The 14,257-nt window shown below is 68.1% G+C and carries 15 protein-coding genes and 1 pseudogene; 9 read left to right on the forward strand and 7 right to left on the reverse strand.

Going from position 1 to position 14,257, the window contains the following annotated elements; genetic code table 11:
- Together QZ332_RS10940 and QZ332_RS10945 are read left to right on the forward strand one after the other, a co-directional pair.
- Positions 1-89, forward strand: a pseudogene (locus QZ332_RS10940) (NADH peroxidase); the annotation flags it as partial.
- Positions 90-113: 24 nt separating this feature from the next.
- The gene (locus tag QZ332_RS10945; protein ID WP_204790211.1) at positions 114-269 is read left to right on the forward strand and encodes a rubredoxin; all 156 of its coding nucleotides are present in this window, start codon (positions 114-116) and stop codon (positions 267-269) included.
- 46 nt (positions 270-315) lie between these two features.
- On the opposite strand, the gene QZ332_RS10950 is transcribed toward QZ332_RS10945, so the two are convergent.
- The gene (locus QZ332_RS10950; protein WP_295765258.1) at positions 316-1,320 is read right to left on the reverse strand and encodes a LacI family DNA-binding transcriptional regulator; all 1,005 of its coding nucleotides are present in this window, start codon (positions 1,318-1,320) and stop codon (positions 316-318) included.
- Positions 1,321-1,539: 219 nt separating this feature from the next.
- On the opposite strand from QZ332_RS10950, the gene QZ332_RS10955 reads away from it, so the two are divergent.
- The 3 genes from QZ332_RS10955 to QZ332_RS10965 all read left to right on the forward strand — a co-directional run bounded on the left by QZ332_RS10955 (position 1,540) and on the right by QZ332_RS10965 (position 4,496).
- Complete coding sequence (locus QZ332_RS10955; RefSeq protein WP_295765261.1) at positions 1,540-2,049, forward strand: QueT transporter family protein; 510 nt, start codon at positions 1,540-1,542, stop codon at positions 2,047-2,049.
- 136 nt (positions 2,050-2,185) lie between these two features.
- Positions 2,186-2,668 carry an RNA polymerase sigma factor gene (locus tag QZ332_RS10960; protein WP_295765264.1) on the forward strand — a complete coding sequence of 161 codons (483 nt, stop codon included), beginning with the start codon at positions 2,186-2,188 and terminating at the stop codon, positions 2,666-2,668.
- Positions 2,661-4,496 carry a hypothetical protein gene (locus QZ332_RS10965; RefSeq protein ID WP_295765267.1) on the forward strand — a complete coding sequence of 612 codons (1,836 nt, stop codon included), beginning with the start codon at positions 2,661-2,663 and terminating at the stop codon, positions 4,494-4,496. The genes QZ332_RS10960 and QZ332_RS10965 overlap by 8 nt, the downstream gene beginning before the upstream one ends.
- Positions 4,497-4,547: 51 nt before the next feature.
- On the opposite strand, the gene QZ332_RS10970 is transcribed toward QZ332_RS10965, so the two are convergent.
- Positions 4,548-5,168 carry a CatA-like O-acetyltransferase gene (locus QZ332_RS10970; RefSeq protein WP_295765270.1) on the reverse strand — a complete coding sequence of 207 codons (621 nt, stop codon included), beginning with the start codon at positions 5,166-5,168 and terminating at the stop codon, positions 4,548-4,550.
- A gap of 149 nt (positions 5,169-5,317) precedes the next feature.
- Here QZ332_RS10970 and rsmA point away from each other — a divergent pair, with 149 nt between their 5' ends.
- From rsmA to QZ332_RS10985, 3 genes are read left to right on the forward strand one after another with little or no spacing between them, the layout of a single operon-like run.
- Positions 5,318-6,175 (forward strand): 16S rRNA (adenine(1518)-N(6)/adenine(1519)-N(6))-dimethyltransferase RsmA, encoded by an 858-nt coding sequence (gene rsmA / locus QZ332_RS10975; RefSeq protein ID WP_295765273.1) that lies wholly within the window; start codon positions 5,318-5,320, stop codon positions 6,173-6,175.
- An 11-nt stretch (positions 6,176-6,186) separates the two neighbouring features.
- Positions 6,187-6,669: a Mini-ribonuclease 3 gene (locus tag QZ332_RS10980; protein ID WP_295765276.1), complete on the forward strand. Its 483-nt coding sequence runs from the start codon at positions 6,187-6,189 to the stop codon at positions 6,667-6,669.
- On the forward strand, positions 6,593-8,335 hold the full coding sequence (locus QZ332_RS10985; protein ID WP_295765280.1) for an NFACT family protein: 1,743 nt from the start codon (positions 6,593-6,595) through the stop codon (positions 8,333-8,335). Before QZ332_RS10980 ends, QZ332_RS10985 begins: the two co-directional genes overlap by 77 nt.
- Before the next feature lie 90 nt (positions 8,336-8,425).
- On the opposite strand, the gene jag is transcribed toward QZ332_RS10985, so the two are convergent.
- The 5 genes from jag to rpmH all read right to left on the reverse strand — a co-directional run bounded on the left by jag (position 8,426) and on the right by rpmH (position 11,356).
- Positions 8,426-9,343 carry an RNA-binding cell elongation regulator Jag/EloR gene (gene jag, locus QZ332_RS10990; RefSeq protein WP_295765284.1) on the reverse strand — a complete coding sequence of 306 codons (918 nt, stop codon included), beginning with the start codon at positions 9,341-9,343 and terminating at the stop codon, positions 8,426-8,428.
- Between the two features lie 14 nt (positions 9,344-9,357).
- A complete protein-coding gene (locus QZ332_RS10995) occupies positions 9,358-10,518 on the reverse strand; it encodes a YidC/Oxa1 family membrane protein insertase (protein WP_295765287.1) in 1,161 nt (386 codons plus the stop codon).
- 46 nt (positions 10,519-10,564) lie between these two features.
- Complete coding sequence (yidD, locus tag QZ332_RS11000) at positions 10,565-10,774, reverse strand: membrane protein insertion efficiency factor YidD (RefSeq protein WP_295765290.1); 210 nt, start codon at positions 10,772-10,774, stop codon at positions 10,565-10,567.
- Positions 10,771-11,115, reverse strand: coding sequence for a ribonuclease P protein component (rnpA, locus tag QZ332_RS11005; protein ID WP_295765293.1), 345 nt, complete (start codon positions 11,113-11,115; stop codon positions 10,771-10,773). Before rnpA ends, yidD begins: the two co-directional genes overlap by 4 nt.
- Positions 11,116-11,215: 100 nt before the next feature.
- Positions 11,216-11,356 (reverse strand): 50S ribosomal protein L34, encoded by a 141-nt coding sequence (gene rpmH / locus QZ332_RS11010; protein WP_021751147.1) that lies wholly within the window; start codon positions 11,354-11,356, stop codon positions 11,216-11,218.
- 305 nt (positions 11,357-11,661) lie between these two features.
- On the opposite strand from rpmH, the gene QZ332_RS11015 reads away from it, so the two are divergent.
- The gene (locus tag QZ332_RS11015) at positions 11,662-14,115 is read left to right on the forward strand and encodes an ATP-dependent helicase (RefSeq protein ID WP_295765296.1); all 2,454 of its coding nucleotides are present in this window, start codon (positions 11,662-11,664) and stop codon (positions 14,113-14,115) included.
- The last annotated feature ends 142 nt before the right edge of the window (positions 14,116-14,257 follow it).

Below are 14,257 nucleotides of genomic sequence, written 5' to 3' on the forward strand. Positions count from 1 at the left end.
CCATCCATGACACCGTCCACGAGATGGCCCGGGACGAGGCCCGCCACGGCAAGGCGTTCAAGGGCCTGCTGGAGCGGTACTTCAAGTGATCTTGGGATCTGGAGGACGAGACGATGGATAAGTACGTATGCCCCTGCGGGTACGTCTATGACCCCGCCGTGGGGGATCCCGACAACGGCGTCGCCCCCGGCACTCCGTGGGAGCAGGTCCCCGAGAGCTGGGTCTGCCCCATCTGCGAGATGGGCAAGGACGTGTTCGAGAAAGAGTGAACATATGGCAAAAAGAGGACGGAGCTGTGCTCCGTCCTCTTTTTCGTCAGGAGGGCCCCTCCCCCGCCGGATAAGGCCGGTAGGCGGAGGTCAGCACCCGCTCCAGCACCGGCGCGTCAGGGTGCTCCACCCGGAGGAGGATCTGCTCCCCGGCGGCCTGGCCCAGCTCCTCGACGGGCTGGATGATGCGGTCCATCTGTTCATAATAGAACTCGTAGGCATGGGTGTCGTAGTCCACGAAGCTGACCAGCTCCAGGTCCCGCCGGGGCTGGATGCCCTTCCCCCGGAGGTAGGCGATGGTGACGGCGGCCATCAGGCCCTGGCAGACCAGGATGGCGTCGCACCGCTGATCCAGCAGGTGCTCCAGGCAGGGCGGGGCGCTGTCCTCCATGGAATCGCCGTAGCGGATCAGGGCCTCGTCCTGGTCCAGGCCGCAGTCCGACACCGCCGCCCGGTAGGCGGCGACGCGCTCCTTGGTGGTGGAGAGCCGGGGCAGGCCGGCGAGGATGCCGATCCGGCGCTTCCCCCGGGCCGCCAGGCGGCAGACGCTGCGGTAGATGGGCTGGAAATTGGAGACGGAGACGGAGGGGTACTTCTGCGTCCCGAAGGTCCGGTCCACCAGCACCACCGGGAACCCGGCGGGGATCAGGGCGTCCAGGCGCCGGAAGTCGTCCATGGTGCTGGCGATCAGCAGCCCGTCCACCAGCCCGGCGGTGAGGAGGCGGAGGTCCGTCTCCTCCCGGTCCATATCCTCCTTGGTGTTGGCGATGATGAGGTGGTAGCCCTTGGCGGAGAGGCAGTCCTCCGCCGACTCGATGATGGTGGCGAAGAACTTGTTGGAGATGTCGGGGACGAGGAAGCCGATGGTGTTCTTCTTCCCGGTGCGGAAGCTCCGGGCGGAGGCGTCGGGGGTGTAGCCCAGCTGCCCGATGGCGCGGTAGACCTTCTCCTTGGTGTCGCTGGAGACATAGCGGGTGTTGTTGATGGTGTGGGAGACGGTGGCGGTGGAGACCCCTGCCAGCCGGGCCACGTCGCTGATGGTGACTTTCATGATACGTTCCTTTGCGCAATAAAAAAATCGTTTACGTAACGAACGGACTTGTAGTAGTATACGACAGCTCCCGGCCCGCGTCAAGCGTTTTTGACTTTTTTTGACAGAGGGTGATCTTCCCTTGCATCCCAGGGGGCTTCGTGGTATACTTTCCAGCGGCAGGTGCCATCACCCTGCTGGCCCCGCGCAGGGGCAGACTAAAAAAATGGAGGATCGAACATGGACCGAAAACGTTCCCCGACCCGGCGCATAGCGCTCGCCGGGCTCATCGCCGCTGTCTACACGGCGGCGACCCTCATCCTGCCCATCCCGCAGTACCTGGGCGTGCAGTTCCGCGTGGCGGAGGCCATGACGGTGCTGCCCTTCCTGTTCCCGGAGGCCGTGCCCGGCCTGGCGGTGGGATGCTTCCTGGCGAACCTGCTGGGTTCGCCGATCATGCTGGACTGGATCTTCGGCACGCTGGCGACGCTGCTGGCGGCGCTGTGGAGCCGGAGGATGCCGAACGTGTGGCTGGCGGCGCTGCCGCCGGTGGTGTGCAACGCCGCCATCGTGGGGGCGGAGATCGCCTGGTACGTGGTCCGGGGCGGCGGGGCCTTCTGGCCCGCCTACGGGCTGAACGCCCTGACGGTGGGGGCCGGCGAAGCGGCGGTGTGCGGTCTGCTGGGCGTGCCCCTGGCGCGGATGCTGGGGAAGGGACTGCATATGCAGGCGCGCCTGGAGGCGCGGTGAGGACGATAGGAAGGAGGGACCGCGAAACGGTCCCTCCTTCCCCTGTAAAAATATCGGAGGACGTGAGACAGGCCCCGCCGGCGGATCGTACATAGAGTGAGAGCGCTCCCAACGACAGACAAAACGAGGACGACATATGGACGAAGCCCGCTTCAACGCCGCCGTCAGGCGGTATCAGGATATGGTCTACCGCACGGCCCTCCACGCCCTGGGCAGCCCCCAGGACGCGGACGACGCCGTGCAGGAGGTCTTCCTGCGCCTGTTCGGCTGCAGGAGAGGCTTCGAGGGCGAGGAGCACCTGCGGCGCTGGCTGCTGCGGGTGACGGTGAACTACTGCCGCGACGTGCTGCGCAGCCCCTGGCGCAAACGCCGGGCCTCCTGGGAGGAGGTGCCGGAGGTCCCGGTCTTCGACCGGCCGGAGCAGGCGGCGCTGTACCGGGAGGTCATGGCCCTGCCGGAGAAATACCGGATGGTGCTGGACCTGTTCTACTACGAGGAGCTCAGCGTCCGGGAGATCGGGGGGCTCCTGGGGGTGGAGGCGTCCACAGTGACCACCCGGCTGGCCCGGGCCCGGCGGCGGCTGAAGGAACGTTTGGGGGAGGACTGGCAGGATGAGTAACGAGCGCTTTTACCAGGAGACCTTCTCCCAAGTCCATGGGTCCAGAGAGATCCGGTGGGAGGATTATGAGATGGTGAGACACAGGAAGGGCCTGCGGTGGCTGGCGGGCCTGGCGGCGGCAGCGGCCCTTTTGGCGGCGCTGTCCGCCCTGGCGGTGGCGGCCAACTTCTTCGGCCTGCGGGACGTGCTGCTTCCGGAGAAGGGCAGCGTCCTGGTGACGGACGAGGACGGCGTGGTGATCCCGGGAGAGAAGGAGTACAAGGACTTCGTCAGCCTCTCCGGCTGGGGGGACGCCCCGGAGAGCAGGGCCCTGGCGGAGTGGCGGGCGTTTTTGGAGCGCTATGACCAGGATGGGGCCATCATCGGCTCGATCGGCAACGAGCCCACGGGCTTCGAGGAGGACTACGGCCTCTATCTGGTCTACACCCAGGAGATGGCCGATGAGCTGGAGAGGATCGCGGCCAAGTACGATCTGAAGCTCCACGAGCGGATGGAGGAGGTCCTGCTGGAGGAGACCTGGACCATCGCGGCGGGGGACTTTTGCAGGGAGAACGTCACTCCTTACAGCGGCTATATCTACGAGAACGGCACCTTCCGCTTCGACGGGGAAGCGGAGCTGGGGGCCGGGGAGCTGAAGGGCTACGGGACCATCGAGTACCAGTTCAGCCGCTCTGTCAAGGGGACCTTCGACGATGTGGCGCTGAACATCGGGGACCTGAGCGATTTCGAGGAGTGGGGCTTCCAGGCGGCGGACGGGACCTCCGTCGCCCTGGGCCTGGGGGCCCGGGACCGCTCGCTGATCCTGGCGGACCTGGGGGACAGCTTCGTCCTGGTGAACGTGCTGACGGGGGAGCAGGGGGACGACACCTTCTCCTGCGGGCCCATCGGCCGGGAGGAGCTGGAAGCCCTGGCGGACAGTTTTATCTACTCCGCCCTGGCCCCGGCGGAGGCTCCGGACCTGGATGCCATCGCGGAGGCCAACGAGCGGTATATGGAGGAGCTGCAGAGCCAACCCACCCTGCCTTCGGAGCCCGAGGACCCTTTATACACCCGGACGGGGATCCAGAGCGACGTGGCCCGGGACTTCGTCCTCCTGCTGGCAGAGCGGATCGGGGACGGGCGACGGAGAGAGGTGGCGGACATGCTGGCCTATCCTGCCAAGGTGGAGACCTTGGACGCGTCCTTCACGGTGGACGGGCCGGAGGAGCTCCTGGAGCATTATGACGAGACCATCGGATCCGGTGCCCAGGGCCTGGCGGCGGACATGACATGGGACCCCGCGCCCTTCGCCGACGGAAGCGGCCTGGCCTCCGCCGCCGGCGGGGCGGTGTGGTTCGGCCTGGTGGAGGACGGCGCGATCCGCGTCTTCACCCTCCAGACGGACCAGTGGAGCATCCGGGCCCAGGACGCCGGGGCCATCACCCAGGATACCGGGGAGGAGGACCCGTATGTGTCCCTCTCCCTGGACGAGGGGCGGGCCTTCCTCCTGGACCTGGCGGACCTGATCGACGGCGGGAAGAGAGAGGAGATCGCGGACCTCCTCACCTACCCCGCCCAAGTGAAGACTATCGATGGGACGTGGGTCGTGGACGGGCCGGAGGAGTTTTTGGAGCACTGGGACGAGACCATCGGAGGCAACGGCCGGGGGACCCTGTCGGCGGACCTCCGGGCAGACCCGGGACCGGTCTTGGACGGGAGCGGGGGCTTGGCCTCCGCCGCCGATGGGACGGTGTGGTTCCGGCGGGGAGGAGACGGGAGGCTCCAGATCCTGACCCTTCAGTCGGACGTCTGGCAGTGGAGCGTCCAGTATTGGGGCGAGGAGCCCTGAATGAAAAGAGGACCGGGGACAGGACGTCCCCGGTCCTTTTTCGATGGAGCCTCACAGCGCCTCGATCAGCGCCGACAGCTCCTGGTGGAACCGCCCCGCGTGGAGGCCGTCCACGAAGCGGTGGTTCAGCTCCAGGGAGATGTGGAGCACCTTCCGGCCCCCCTCGTCCGCGTACTTCCCCCAGGCAACGCGGGGCACGGAGTCGTCGGGGTCGAAGTCCCGCTCGTTGGTCAGGGCCGTCACCTCCATCCAGGGCAGGCAGGTGAAGTAGATCAGGTCCCGTCCGTCCTCCCCGCTGAGGAAGGCGGTCTGGGCGCGGCTCCTCTCCCGCGCGGCGGCGCAGAAGTCCCGGATGCTCCCCTCCCGGGGCAGGGTGACGATGTGGAACTGCTCGCTGCCGGGGTGGAGATCCGTGAAGCTGGGGACGCGCCGGTCGTAGAGGACCAGCCCCTCCCCCTCCAGGCCATAGCGGAACGCCTCCACCCGGTCCATGGCCTGGGTGCAGAGATAGACCAGGGAGTAGTAGAAGGAGAGCCGGGCCTCCTTAGTGAAGGCATAGAGCCGGGTCACGTCCTGTTTGAAGGTGACGCTGTAGAAGGGCTGGGACATGCGGGAGAAAAAGTCGAACTGCTCCCGCCGGGGCCATGCGGCCCGGTCGATGGTCTGGTACATGGGGGAGACCTCCTTTTTTTGATGATACCAGTATACCAAAACGGCCGGGGATCGCAAGCCCGGGGGCCTCCGGATCATTTTCCCCCTTCCCTCCCGGGGGTTTTTCTGCTATACTCCCCTTTGAGACCTGAAGGAAAGGCGGTGAGCGCATGGACCTTTGTGACCGGGAAGCCCTCCGCGCCCTGCTGGGGCGGCATGGGTTCCGCTTCTCCAAGTCCATGGGGCAGAACTTCCTCATCGACCCCGCCGTCCCGGCGGACATCGCCGCCGCCTCCCGGGCGGACGGGAGCTGCGGCGTGCTGGAGATCGGCCCGGGGGTGGGCTGCCTCACGGCGGAGCTGGCCCGGCGGGCCGGGAAGGTGGCGTCCGTGGAGCTGGACGAGCGGCTTTTGCCGGTGCTGGCAGAGACCCTGGCGGGCTTCGGGAACGTGGAGATCGTCCCGGGGGACGTATTGAAGATGGACCTCGCCGCCCTGGCGGCGGAGAGGTTCGCCGGGCTCCGGCCCATCGTCTGCGCCAACCTGCCCTATAACATCACCACGCCGGTGCTGACGCAGCTGGTGGGGACGCCCTGCTTCGAGAGCGTCACCGTCCTGCTCCAGAAGGAGGTGGCCCACCGCCTGGCGGCGCCCCAGGGGAGCCCCGGCGGCGGGGCGTTCACGCTGTGGCTGCAGTACTCCATGGAGACGGAGGTCCTCTTCGACGTCCCGGCGGCGAAGTTCTTCCCCGTGCCTAAGGTGGGCTCGGCGGTGCTGCGCTGCGTCCGGCGGGAGCGGCCCGCCGTGGCCGTGGAGGACGAGGCGTTCTTCTTCCGGGTGGTCCGGGGGGCCTTCCTCCTGCGGCGCAAGACCTTGGTCAACAGCCTGGCCTCCGCCCTGCCGGAGCTGGGGAAGGAGCAGATCCAGTCCGCCGCCGCCTCCCTGGGCCTTTCCGAGAGCGTCCGGGGGGAACGGCTGACGCTGGAGGACTTCGCCCGCTTGGCGGCGGCATTGGGAGGCGCGCGATGAAGGAGGGGGCTATGGAAGATCATTTCCACCTGGAGCTGAGCCGGGAGCGCATCCTGGAGATCAGCTCGATCGGCCTGGCGCACATGGGGGACGCGGTGTTCGAGCTGCTGGTCCGCGCCTGGCTCTGCACCCATGGCGGGGCCACGGGACGGGGGATGCACCAGGCCGCGGTCCGGCTGGTCTGCGCGGAGTCCCAGGCGGAGAAGGCGGAGAAGATCCTCCCCCTCCTGACGGAGGAGGAGCGGGCGGTCTTCCGCCGGGGGCGGAACGCCCAGGTCCACACGGTGCCCCGCCACGCCAGCCGCGCCCAGTACGGCGAGGCCACGGCCCTGGAGGCCCTGCTGGGCTGGCTGTACCTCCGGGGGGAGACGGAGCGGATCAACGGATTGTTCTGCAAGATGATGGAGGTGGAGGACGATGGCGATCGACGCGGTGTGCATACAGGCGGTGGTGGCGGAGCTGAGGCCCCAGCTGATCGGGGCGCGGATCGATAAGATCCAGCAGCCCGCCAAGGACCAGGTGGTCCTGCTCTTCCGGGGGCGGCGGCTGCTGCTGGACGCCGGGGCGGGCGCGCCCCGCATCCATCTGACGGCGGCGGTCCGGGACAACCCGGCGCAGCCGCCCATGTTCTGCATGCTCCTGCGCAAGCACCTGGCGGGGGCCCGGGTGGCGGACATCGTCCAGCCGCCCCTGGAGCGGCTGGTCCGCATCGAGCTGGACGCCTCCGACGAGCTGGGGCGGACGGGCCGGCGGGCCCTGGTCCTGGAGGCCATGGGCCGCCGCTCCAACCTCATCCTGCTGGACGGGGAGGGCCGGGTGATCGACAGCCTGCGCCGGGTGGACGCGGACATGTCCGCCGCGCGGCAGGTCCTGCCGGGGCTGTTCTACCAGCCTCCCGCCTCCGCGGGGCGGCTCCCGGTGACGGAGGAGACGGAGACGGGCTTCGCCGCCCGCTTCGCCGCCGCTCCGGCGGAGGAGGCGCTGGACGCCTTCCTGCTGGGCAGCTACTTCGGCCTCTCCCCCCTGATGGCGCGGGAGCTGGCCTTCCAGGCGGCGGGGGACACGGACGCCCGGCTCTTCCAGCTGGGGGGCCCCGCCCCGCTGTGGCGGGCGATGGAGGCGTTCCTGGACCGGATCCGCAGGGAGGACTTCCTCCCGGTCTGCCTCCTGCGGGACGGCAGGCCCCTGGACTTCGCCTGCGTCCCCGTGGAGCAATACGGCGGCGCGGCGGAGACGGTGGTATACGGCAGCTTCTCCGCCCTGCTGGACGCCTTCTACGAGGCCCGGGAGCGGCAGGAGCGGGCCCGCCAGCGGGGAGCGGACCTCCTCCGGGCGGCCTCGACGGCGCGGGACCGCCTCCGGCGGAAGCTGGCCCTCCAGGAGAAGGAGTACGCCCAGACCCAGGAGCGGGACAAGCTCCGGATCCAGGGCGACCTGATCACCGCGAACCTCTTCCGGATGGAGCGGGGGCAGAGCAGGCTGGAGTGCGAGGACTACTACGACGGCGGCGCCCCCGTCACGATCCCCCTGGACCCCCTGCTCAGCCCCCAGCAGAACGCCGCCAAGTACTACAAGCGCTACACCAAGGCCAAGACGGCGGAGAAGTACCTCCGGGAGCAGATGGGGATCGCGGGGCGGGACCTGGAGTACCTGGAGAGCGTCCTGGCGGAGATCGCCCAGGCGGAGACGGAGCAGGACTTCCTGGACATCCGGGAAGAGCTGCGGGAGGCGGGCTTCCTGAAGAAGCAGGGCAGGGGGAAGAAGGAGAAGGCCCGCCCCGCCGCCCCCTGGGAGTTCCGCACGGGCGGCGGCTTCCGGGTCCAGGTGGGCCGGAACAACCGGCAGAACGACAAGCTGACCCTGAAGGACGCGGACCGCCGGGACCTGTGGCTCCATGCCCAGAAGATCCACGGCTCCCACGTCATCCTCCGCTGCGCCGGGGGGCCGTCCCCCTCCGCGGAGGACGTCGCCCAGGCGGCCATGCTGGCGGCGTGGTTCTCCCAGGCCAGGGGGAGCGGGAACGTCCCCGTGGACTATACGGAGGTCCGGAACGTGAAGAAGCCCGCCGGGGGCCGTCCCGGCATGGTGGTCTATACGACCTGCCGCACGGTGAACGTCACGCCGGAGGGAGGGACCGTGGAAAACCTCCGGGCCAGATGAAGGATGAAGAGAGAGGGGCCATGCCGCCAGGCATGGCCCCTCTCTGATATCGTGCAGATCCGTACCGTTCCGGCCTGCCGCCGGGGTGGATCAAAGCTCGCTCTGGTACCTCTTCTCCCGAGGGGGGAGCTCCCCCCGGTCGAAGGAGACCACGACCCGGCGGTTGGGGTCGGTGCCGGTGGAGTAGGTCGTCACGCCGTCGAAGTCCTGCAGGGCGGTGTGGATCACATGCCGCTCGTAGGCGTTCATCGGCTCCAGGGTGACGCTGCGGCGGTAGCGGACCACCTTGCCCGCCACCTTCCGGGCCAGGTGCTGGAGGCTCTGCTCCCGCTTGGCCCGGTAGTTCTCCGCGTCCAGGTGGATGCGGACCCTGGGCCCGCCGCCCCGGTTGACGGCGTAGCTGGTCAGCTGCTGGATGGCGTCCAGGGTCTCCCCCCGGCGGCCGATCAGGGCCCCCAGGCCCTGGCCCTCCAGGATGACCTTGTACCGCCCCTTCTCCGGCAGGTACACCTTGATCTCCGCGGCGCTGTCCATGTGCTCCAGCAGCCCGGAGAGGAAGCTTTTGATCGCCTGGGCCTTCTCGTCGTCCGCTTCCGCGCCAAGATTTGCGGCCAGGGGCGCGGGGGCTTCCCGCCGGGGCGGGGCGGGGCGTTCCTTCTTCTCGGGGGCGGGGCGCTCCTTCCGGGGCTCCCGCTTCTCCGAGACGGGGCGGCGGGGCTTGGGGGCCTCTTCCCTGCGGGGCTCCTCCCTGCGGGGCTCCTCCCGCCGGGGCTCTTCCCGCCGGGGCTCCTCACGGACGGCGGGCGCCGGCTCCGGCTCCGCGGGGCCTTCCTCGGGACCGTAGTACACGCGGATCTTCGCGGGACTGGCGCCGATGCCCAGGAAGCCGGACTTCGCCCGTTCCAGGACCTCCACGGACACGTCGTCCCGGTCCAGGCCCAGCTGGGCCAGGGCCTTGGTGATGGCCTCGTCCTCGTTCTTGCCCGTCACATCAATATAGTCTCTCATATCGGCTTCCACCTTTACGTTTCGTCATAACGGTCCGGCTTGTAGGCCCGGCCCCGGGCGTAGGGCCTGTCCCCCACCCGTCCGGCCTCCGTGGTGGCGGAGCCGGCCTTGGCGGCTTTGGCGGCCTTGGCGTCCCGGGCGGCCTTCTGCTTTTCCTTCAGGGTCTGCTTCTGCGAGGCCTGCTGGCGCTGCTGTTCCTGGAGGAGCTTGGCCTCCTCCATCTTGCGCTTCCGCTCCGCCTGACGGGCCTCATAGCGGGCGTTCTCCTCTTCCTCCATCCGCTTGTTGAAGAACCTGCCCATGAGGAACTCCTGCACGGCAGAGATGCCGCTCTGGGCGATCCAGTACAGGCCCAGGGCCGCGGGCATGGTGAAGGCGATATACACGGAGAACAGTGGCATGAACATCATGGTGCGGTTCATGGCGTTGGCGGAGGCGTCGGCGGCGGGCTGGTGCTTCATGGTGATCCGGGTCAGGAGGAATTGGCTGGCGCCGGCCAGGATCGGGATCAGGATCAGCCCGATGGCCGCCCAGGAGAAGCTGAAGCCCTTGACCATGCTCCAGGGATCGGCCGCCATGTCCAGCCCGAAGGAGGTGTAGTCCATGTTGATCCACCCCTCCACGGAGGACCCGACCTCCGGCAGCTGGGAGGAGATGGTGGTGACCAGGTTGATCTGCCCGTAGGGCATGAGCTGGGTCACGCCGTCCCGGACCACGGCGGCCCCGTCCTTCATCTGGGCGATGCCCTCCAGGCTCAGCCCGGCCTTCGCGACGGCGTCCACCATCTGCTGCACCACGTCCGAGGAGAGCGTCATGAAGTGGGTGATGGGCTGGCGGATGATGGAGTACAGCGCCAGGAGCACCGGGAAGGGCAGGAAGCTCCACAGGCAGCCGGACATGGGGTTGACCCCCTCCTCGGCGTAGAGCTTCTGCATCTCCTCGGCCTGCTTGGTCTGGTTGTTGGCGTATTTCTTTTGGATCTCCTGGAGCCTGCCGTTCATCCGGCTCATGCGCATCATGCTCTTCTTGGACTTCATCTGGAAGGGGAGCATGATCAGCTTGATCACCAGGGTGAAGAGGATGATGGCCATGCCATAAGAGCCGGTCAGGTTGTAGAACAGCCGCACCAGCCAGGCGAAAGGGATACAGATGATGTATCCGATGGTTGAAAACATAATTCGTTCCTCTCGTTTTGTTCAGTGGGGGGATGTCCCTCCCCCCTCAGGGCACGGGGTCGTACCCTCCCTTGTGGAAAGGGTTGCATCTGAGGATCCGCTTGAACGCGAGCCAGCTCCCCTTCACCGCCCCGTACTTCTCCAGCGCCTCCAGGGCGTACTGGGAGCAGGTGGGGATATAGTTGCAGCACGGGGGGCGGCAGGGGGAGATATACCGCCGGTAGGACCGCACCAGGAAGATCAGGATCTGCTTCATGACGCGTCCCCCAGGAGGCCCAGCTTCCGGCAAAGGCGCAGGAAGGTGTCGTTCAGCTCCTTCCACGGGGCGGTGAGGGCCCTCCCCCGGGCCACCAGGACGATGTCCCAGCCCGGGCGCAGCCGCGGGGCGTTGAGCCGGTAGACCTCCCGCAGGCGGCGGCGGGCCCGGTTGCGGACCACGGCGCCCCCCAGCTTCGTGGAGACGGTGACGCCGAGGCGGCCGTGCCCCAGCCGGTTCTTCCGGCAGTAGACCACCATGGCGCCCCCCACCGCCGACGCGCCCTTCTGGTACAGGCGGCGGAACTCATGATTCTTTTTCAGCGTCACCGCCGCTTTCATAGACCGGCCTCCCAGCGATGAGTACCAGCACAAGGGACGGAGGGATCCCAACGACCCCAGCCGCCCCTGTCAGGACTCGTGTTCAAGTGTCTCCTGCCGCTCAATAGGAGAGGCGGGCGCGGCCCTTGGCGCGGCGGCGGGCCAGGACCTTGCGGCCGTTGGCGGTAGCCATGCGCTTGCGGAAGCCGTGGACCTTCTGGCCATGGAGCTTCTTGGGCTGATAGGTACGTTTAGTCGCCATTGTTGAGACACCTCCTGTCCGTATTCCGTCCGCCCTGCGGTCTCCCGGCGGGGCGGCGCTTTCCCAACACCGCCCGTCTCGGGACGGGGCGGCGCGGCATACATGATCGAGAACGTCATCCGACGCATGGGACAGTATACCATACTCGTTCAAAAGGTGTCAACAAAAACTTGCCTGGATCTGCCTCCCGCGGCCCGATCCACGGAGACGGAGGCGTTCCCGCCCCGCCGCTGGGGCTTGACCGGAGGCGGATCTTGTCCTAAAATAGGCAGGGACGACAAACGAACGAGAGGACAGGTGGATCTATGAACGACTTCGACCGACGCTACGCCGCCGCCCGGCGGGCGGTCATCGCCGGGGACCTCCGGCAGCTGAACCCGATGCAGCGCAGGGCCGCCATGACGACCGAGGGGCCCCTCCTGCTCCTGGCCGGGGCCGGGAGCGGCAAGACCACCGTCCTCATCCAGCGGGTGTACAACCTCCTGACCTATGGCCGGGGCAGCGACTGCGACGGCGCCCCCGCCGGCGCGACGGAGGAGGACCTGGCGTTTTTGGAGCAGTTCCCCGCGGAGCCGGACGCCCTGGAGTTCGACCGGGCCCGGCGGCTGTGCGCCGTGGACGTGCCCAAGCCCTGGCAGATCGCCGCCATCACCTTCACCAACAAGGCGGCGGGGGAGCTGAAGGACCGCCTGGCCCTCCGCCTGGGGCCCGCCGCGGGGGACGTCTGGGCCTCCACCTTCCACTCCGCCTGCGTCCGCATCCTCCGGCGGGACATCGAGCGCCTGGGCTTCGGCAAGGATTTCACCATCTACGACACGGACGATTCCAAGCGGGTGCTCAAGGACGTGGTGAAGGACCTGGGGCTGGACAGCAAAGCCTTCGACCCCAAGAGCCTGCTCTCCATCATCAGTGCCGCCAAGGACCAGTACCAGGGCCCGGAGGAGTTCGCGCGCCGGCACGACGGGGACCATGACTGGCGGCTCAGCCGCGCGGCCAGGGTCTACCGCGCCTATCAGGCCAAGCTGGCCTCCGCCAACGCCCTGGACTTCGACGACATCATCTACCACACCGTCACGCTCTTGCAGCGGGAGCCGGAGGTCCTGGCCTATTATCAGGACAAGTTCCATTACGTCCTGGTGGACGAGTACCAGGACACGAACCACCTCCAGTACCTCCTGACGGGCCTGCTGGCGGGGGGGCGGGAGAACCTCTGCGTGGTGGGCGACGACGACCAGTCGATCTACCGCTTCCGGGGGGCGAACATCGAGAACATCCTGAACTTCGAGCGGCAGTACGCGAACGCCCGGGTCATCCGCCTGGAGCAGAACTACCGCTCCACCCAGCACATCCTGGACGCGGCCAACGCCGTCATCCGCAACAACACGGGCCGCAAGGGCAAGACCCTCTGGACCGAGAACGGCAGCGGCGAGCCGGTGGCGGTGCGCACCGTTTTGAACGAGAGCGACGAGGCCGCCTTCGTGGTGGGGGACATCCTGGCGGCGGTGGGCCGGGGGGGCCGCTTCCGGGACGCCGCCGTGCTCTACCGGATGAACGCCCAGTCCAACGCCCTGGAATATGCCATGCGCCGGGACGGCGTGCCCTATAAAGTGGTGGGGGGCATGAAGTTCTTCGACCGGGCGGAGGTCAAGGACATGCTGGCCTACCTCTGCGTGGTGAACAACCCCCTGGACGACCTGCGCCTGCGGCGCATCGTGAACAGCCCCGCCCGGGGCATCGGCGCGGCCACCATGGACAAGGTGGGGGCCCTGGCGGCGGAGCAGGGGGCCTCCCTCTACGAGATCCTCCGCAACGCGGACCTCTTCCCGGAGCTGAAGAGCGCCGCCGGGAAGCTCTTGAAGTTCGCGGACCTGATCGACGGATTGCGCAGGGCGGGAGGGGACCTGGCCCTGCCGGAGTTCTATGACGCCGTGTGCGAACAGACCGGCTATGCCCAGGCCCTGCGGGACAAGGACGACATGGAGAGCTGGGGCCGCCTGGAGAACGTCCAGGAGCTGAAGTCCAACATCCTGGGCTTCCTGGACCGCCAGCCGGAGGACGCCACGCTGTCCGGCTTCCTCAACGAGGTCGCGCTCTACACGGACCTGGACTCCCTGGGGGAGGACGGCGACTGCGTGACCATGATGACCATCCACGCGGCCAAGGGCCTGGAGTTCCCGCGGGTGTATGTGGTGGGCATGGAGGAGGGCATCTTCCCCGGCAGCAGCGCCCAGTTCGAGGAGGAGGAGCTGGAGGAGGAGCGGCGGCTGTGCTACGTGGCCATGACCCGGGCCAAGGAGCGATTGACCCTGACGAACGCCCGCCAGCGGATGCTCTACGGCCGGACCTCCAGCAACCGCCCCTCCCGCTTCCTGGAGGAGATCCCCGAGGAGGATATCCTCTGGGAAGGCAGGGAGCTGGAGGCCGGAGGGAGCTTCGGGGCCTATGGCAGCGGCGCTTACGGCGGCGGCGCGTTCGGCGGGGCGGCCTCCGGCGGCGCCCCGCGGACCGCGGGGGCCCGTCCCGCCCGCCCCTCGTACCGGGAGACGCTCCGGGCGGAGGCGAGCCGGACCGCGGCGGCGCCCTCCCTGGTCCTGGCCCAGGGGGACCGGGTGGAGCATGGGGCCTTCGGCCGGGGGGTCGTGCGGTCCGTCCAGCCCATGGGCGGCGACGCGCTGGCCCAGGTGGACTTCGAGGGTGCGGGCACGAAGAAGCTGATGCTGAAAGCGGCGGCGAAGCACCTGAAGAAGGTGGGAGGATGAAGCGGAGCGCCGGAGGGGGATCCCCTCCGGCGCTCCGGCAGAGTGTCAAGAAAGCAGGGGGCTCCACTGACGGGAAGGAGGAGAGCCACGAGAGGGACCCAGGAAGGGTCCCTTTCGTTTTCGATAAAAAAGTTTTCAGGAC

Source organism: uncultured Oscillibacter sp., from assembly GCF_910584465.1.
GTDB lineage: Bacteria > Bacillota > Clostridia > Oscillospirales > Oscillospiraceae > Oscillibacter.

Bases quoted from the DNA above. Each gene is read 5' to 3' on its own strand.
- QZ332_RS10945 (WP_204790211.1), top strand. From the start codon at position 114: ATGGATAAGTACGTATGCCCCTGCGGGTACGTCTATGACCCCGCCGTG.
- QZ332_RS10950 (WP_295765258.1), bottom strand. From the start codon at position 1,320: ATGAAAGTCACCATCAGCGACGTGGCCCGGCTGGCAGGGGTCTCCACC.
- QZ332_RS10955 (WP_295765261.1), top strand. From the start codon at position 1,540: ATGGACCGAAAACGTTCCCCGACCCGGCGCATAGCGCTCGCCGGGCTC.
- QZ332_RS10960 (WP_295765264.1), top strand. From the start codon at position 2,186: ATGGACGAAGCCCGCTTCAACGCCGCCGTCAGGCGGTATCAGGATATG.
- QZ332_RS10965 (WP_295765267.1), top strand. From the start codon at position 2,661: ATGAGTAACGAGCGCTTTTACCAGGAGACCTTCTCCCAAGTCCATGGG.
- QZ332_RS10970 (WP_295765270.1), bottom strand. From the start codon at position 5,168: ATGTACCAGACCATCGACCGGGCCGCATGGCCCCGGCGGGAGCAGTTC.
- rsmA (WP_295765273.1), top strand. From the start codon at position 5,318: ATGGACCTTTGTGACCGGGAAGCCCTCCGCGCCCTGCTGGGGCGGCAT.
- QZ332_RS10980 (WP_295765276.1), top strand. From the start codon at position 6,187: ATGGAAGATCATTTCCACCTGGAGCTGAGCCGGGAGCGCATCCTGGAG.
- QZ332_RS10985 (WP_295765280.1), top strand. From the start codon at position 6,593: ATGGCGATCGACGCGGTGTGCATACAGGCGGTGGTGGCGGAGCTGAGG.
- jag (WP_295765284.1), bottom strand. From the start codon at position 9,343: ATGAGAGACTATATTGATGTGACGGGCAAGAACGAGGACGAGGCCATC.
- QZ332_RS10995 (WP_295765287.1), bottom strand. From the start codon at position 10,518: ATGTTTTCAACCATCGGATACATCATCTGTATCCCTTTCGCCTGGCTG.
- yidD (WP_295765290.1), bottom strand. From the start codon at position 10,774: ATGAAGCAGATCCTGATCTTCCTGGTGCGGTCCTACCGGCGGTATATC.
- rnpA (WP_295765293.1), bottom strand. From the start codon at position 11,115: ATGAAAGCGGCGGTGACGCTGAAAAAGAATCATGAGTTCCGCCGCCTG.
- rpmH (WP_021751147.1), bottom strand. From the start codon at position 11,356: ATGGCGACTAAACGTACCTATCAGCCCAAGAAGCTCCATGGCCAGAAG.
- QZ332_RS11015 (WP_295765296.1), top strand. From the start codon at position 11,662: ATGAACGACTTCGACCGACGCTACGCCGCCGCCCGGCGGGCGGTCATC.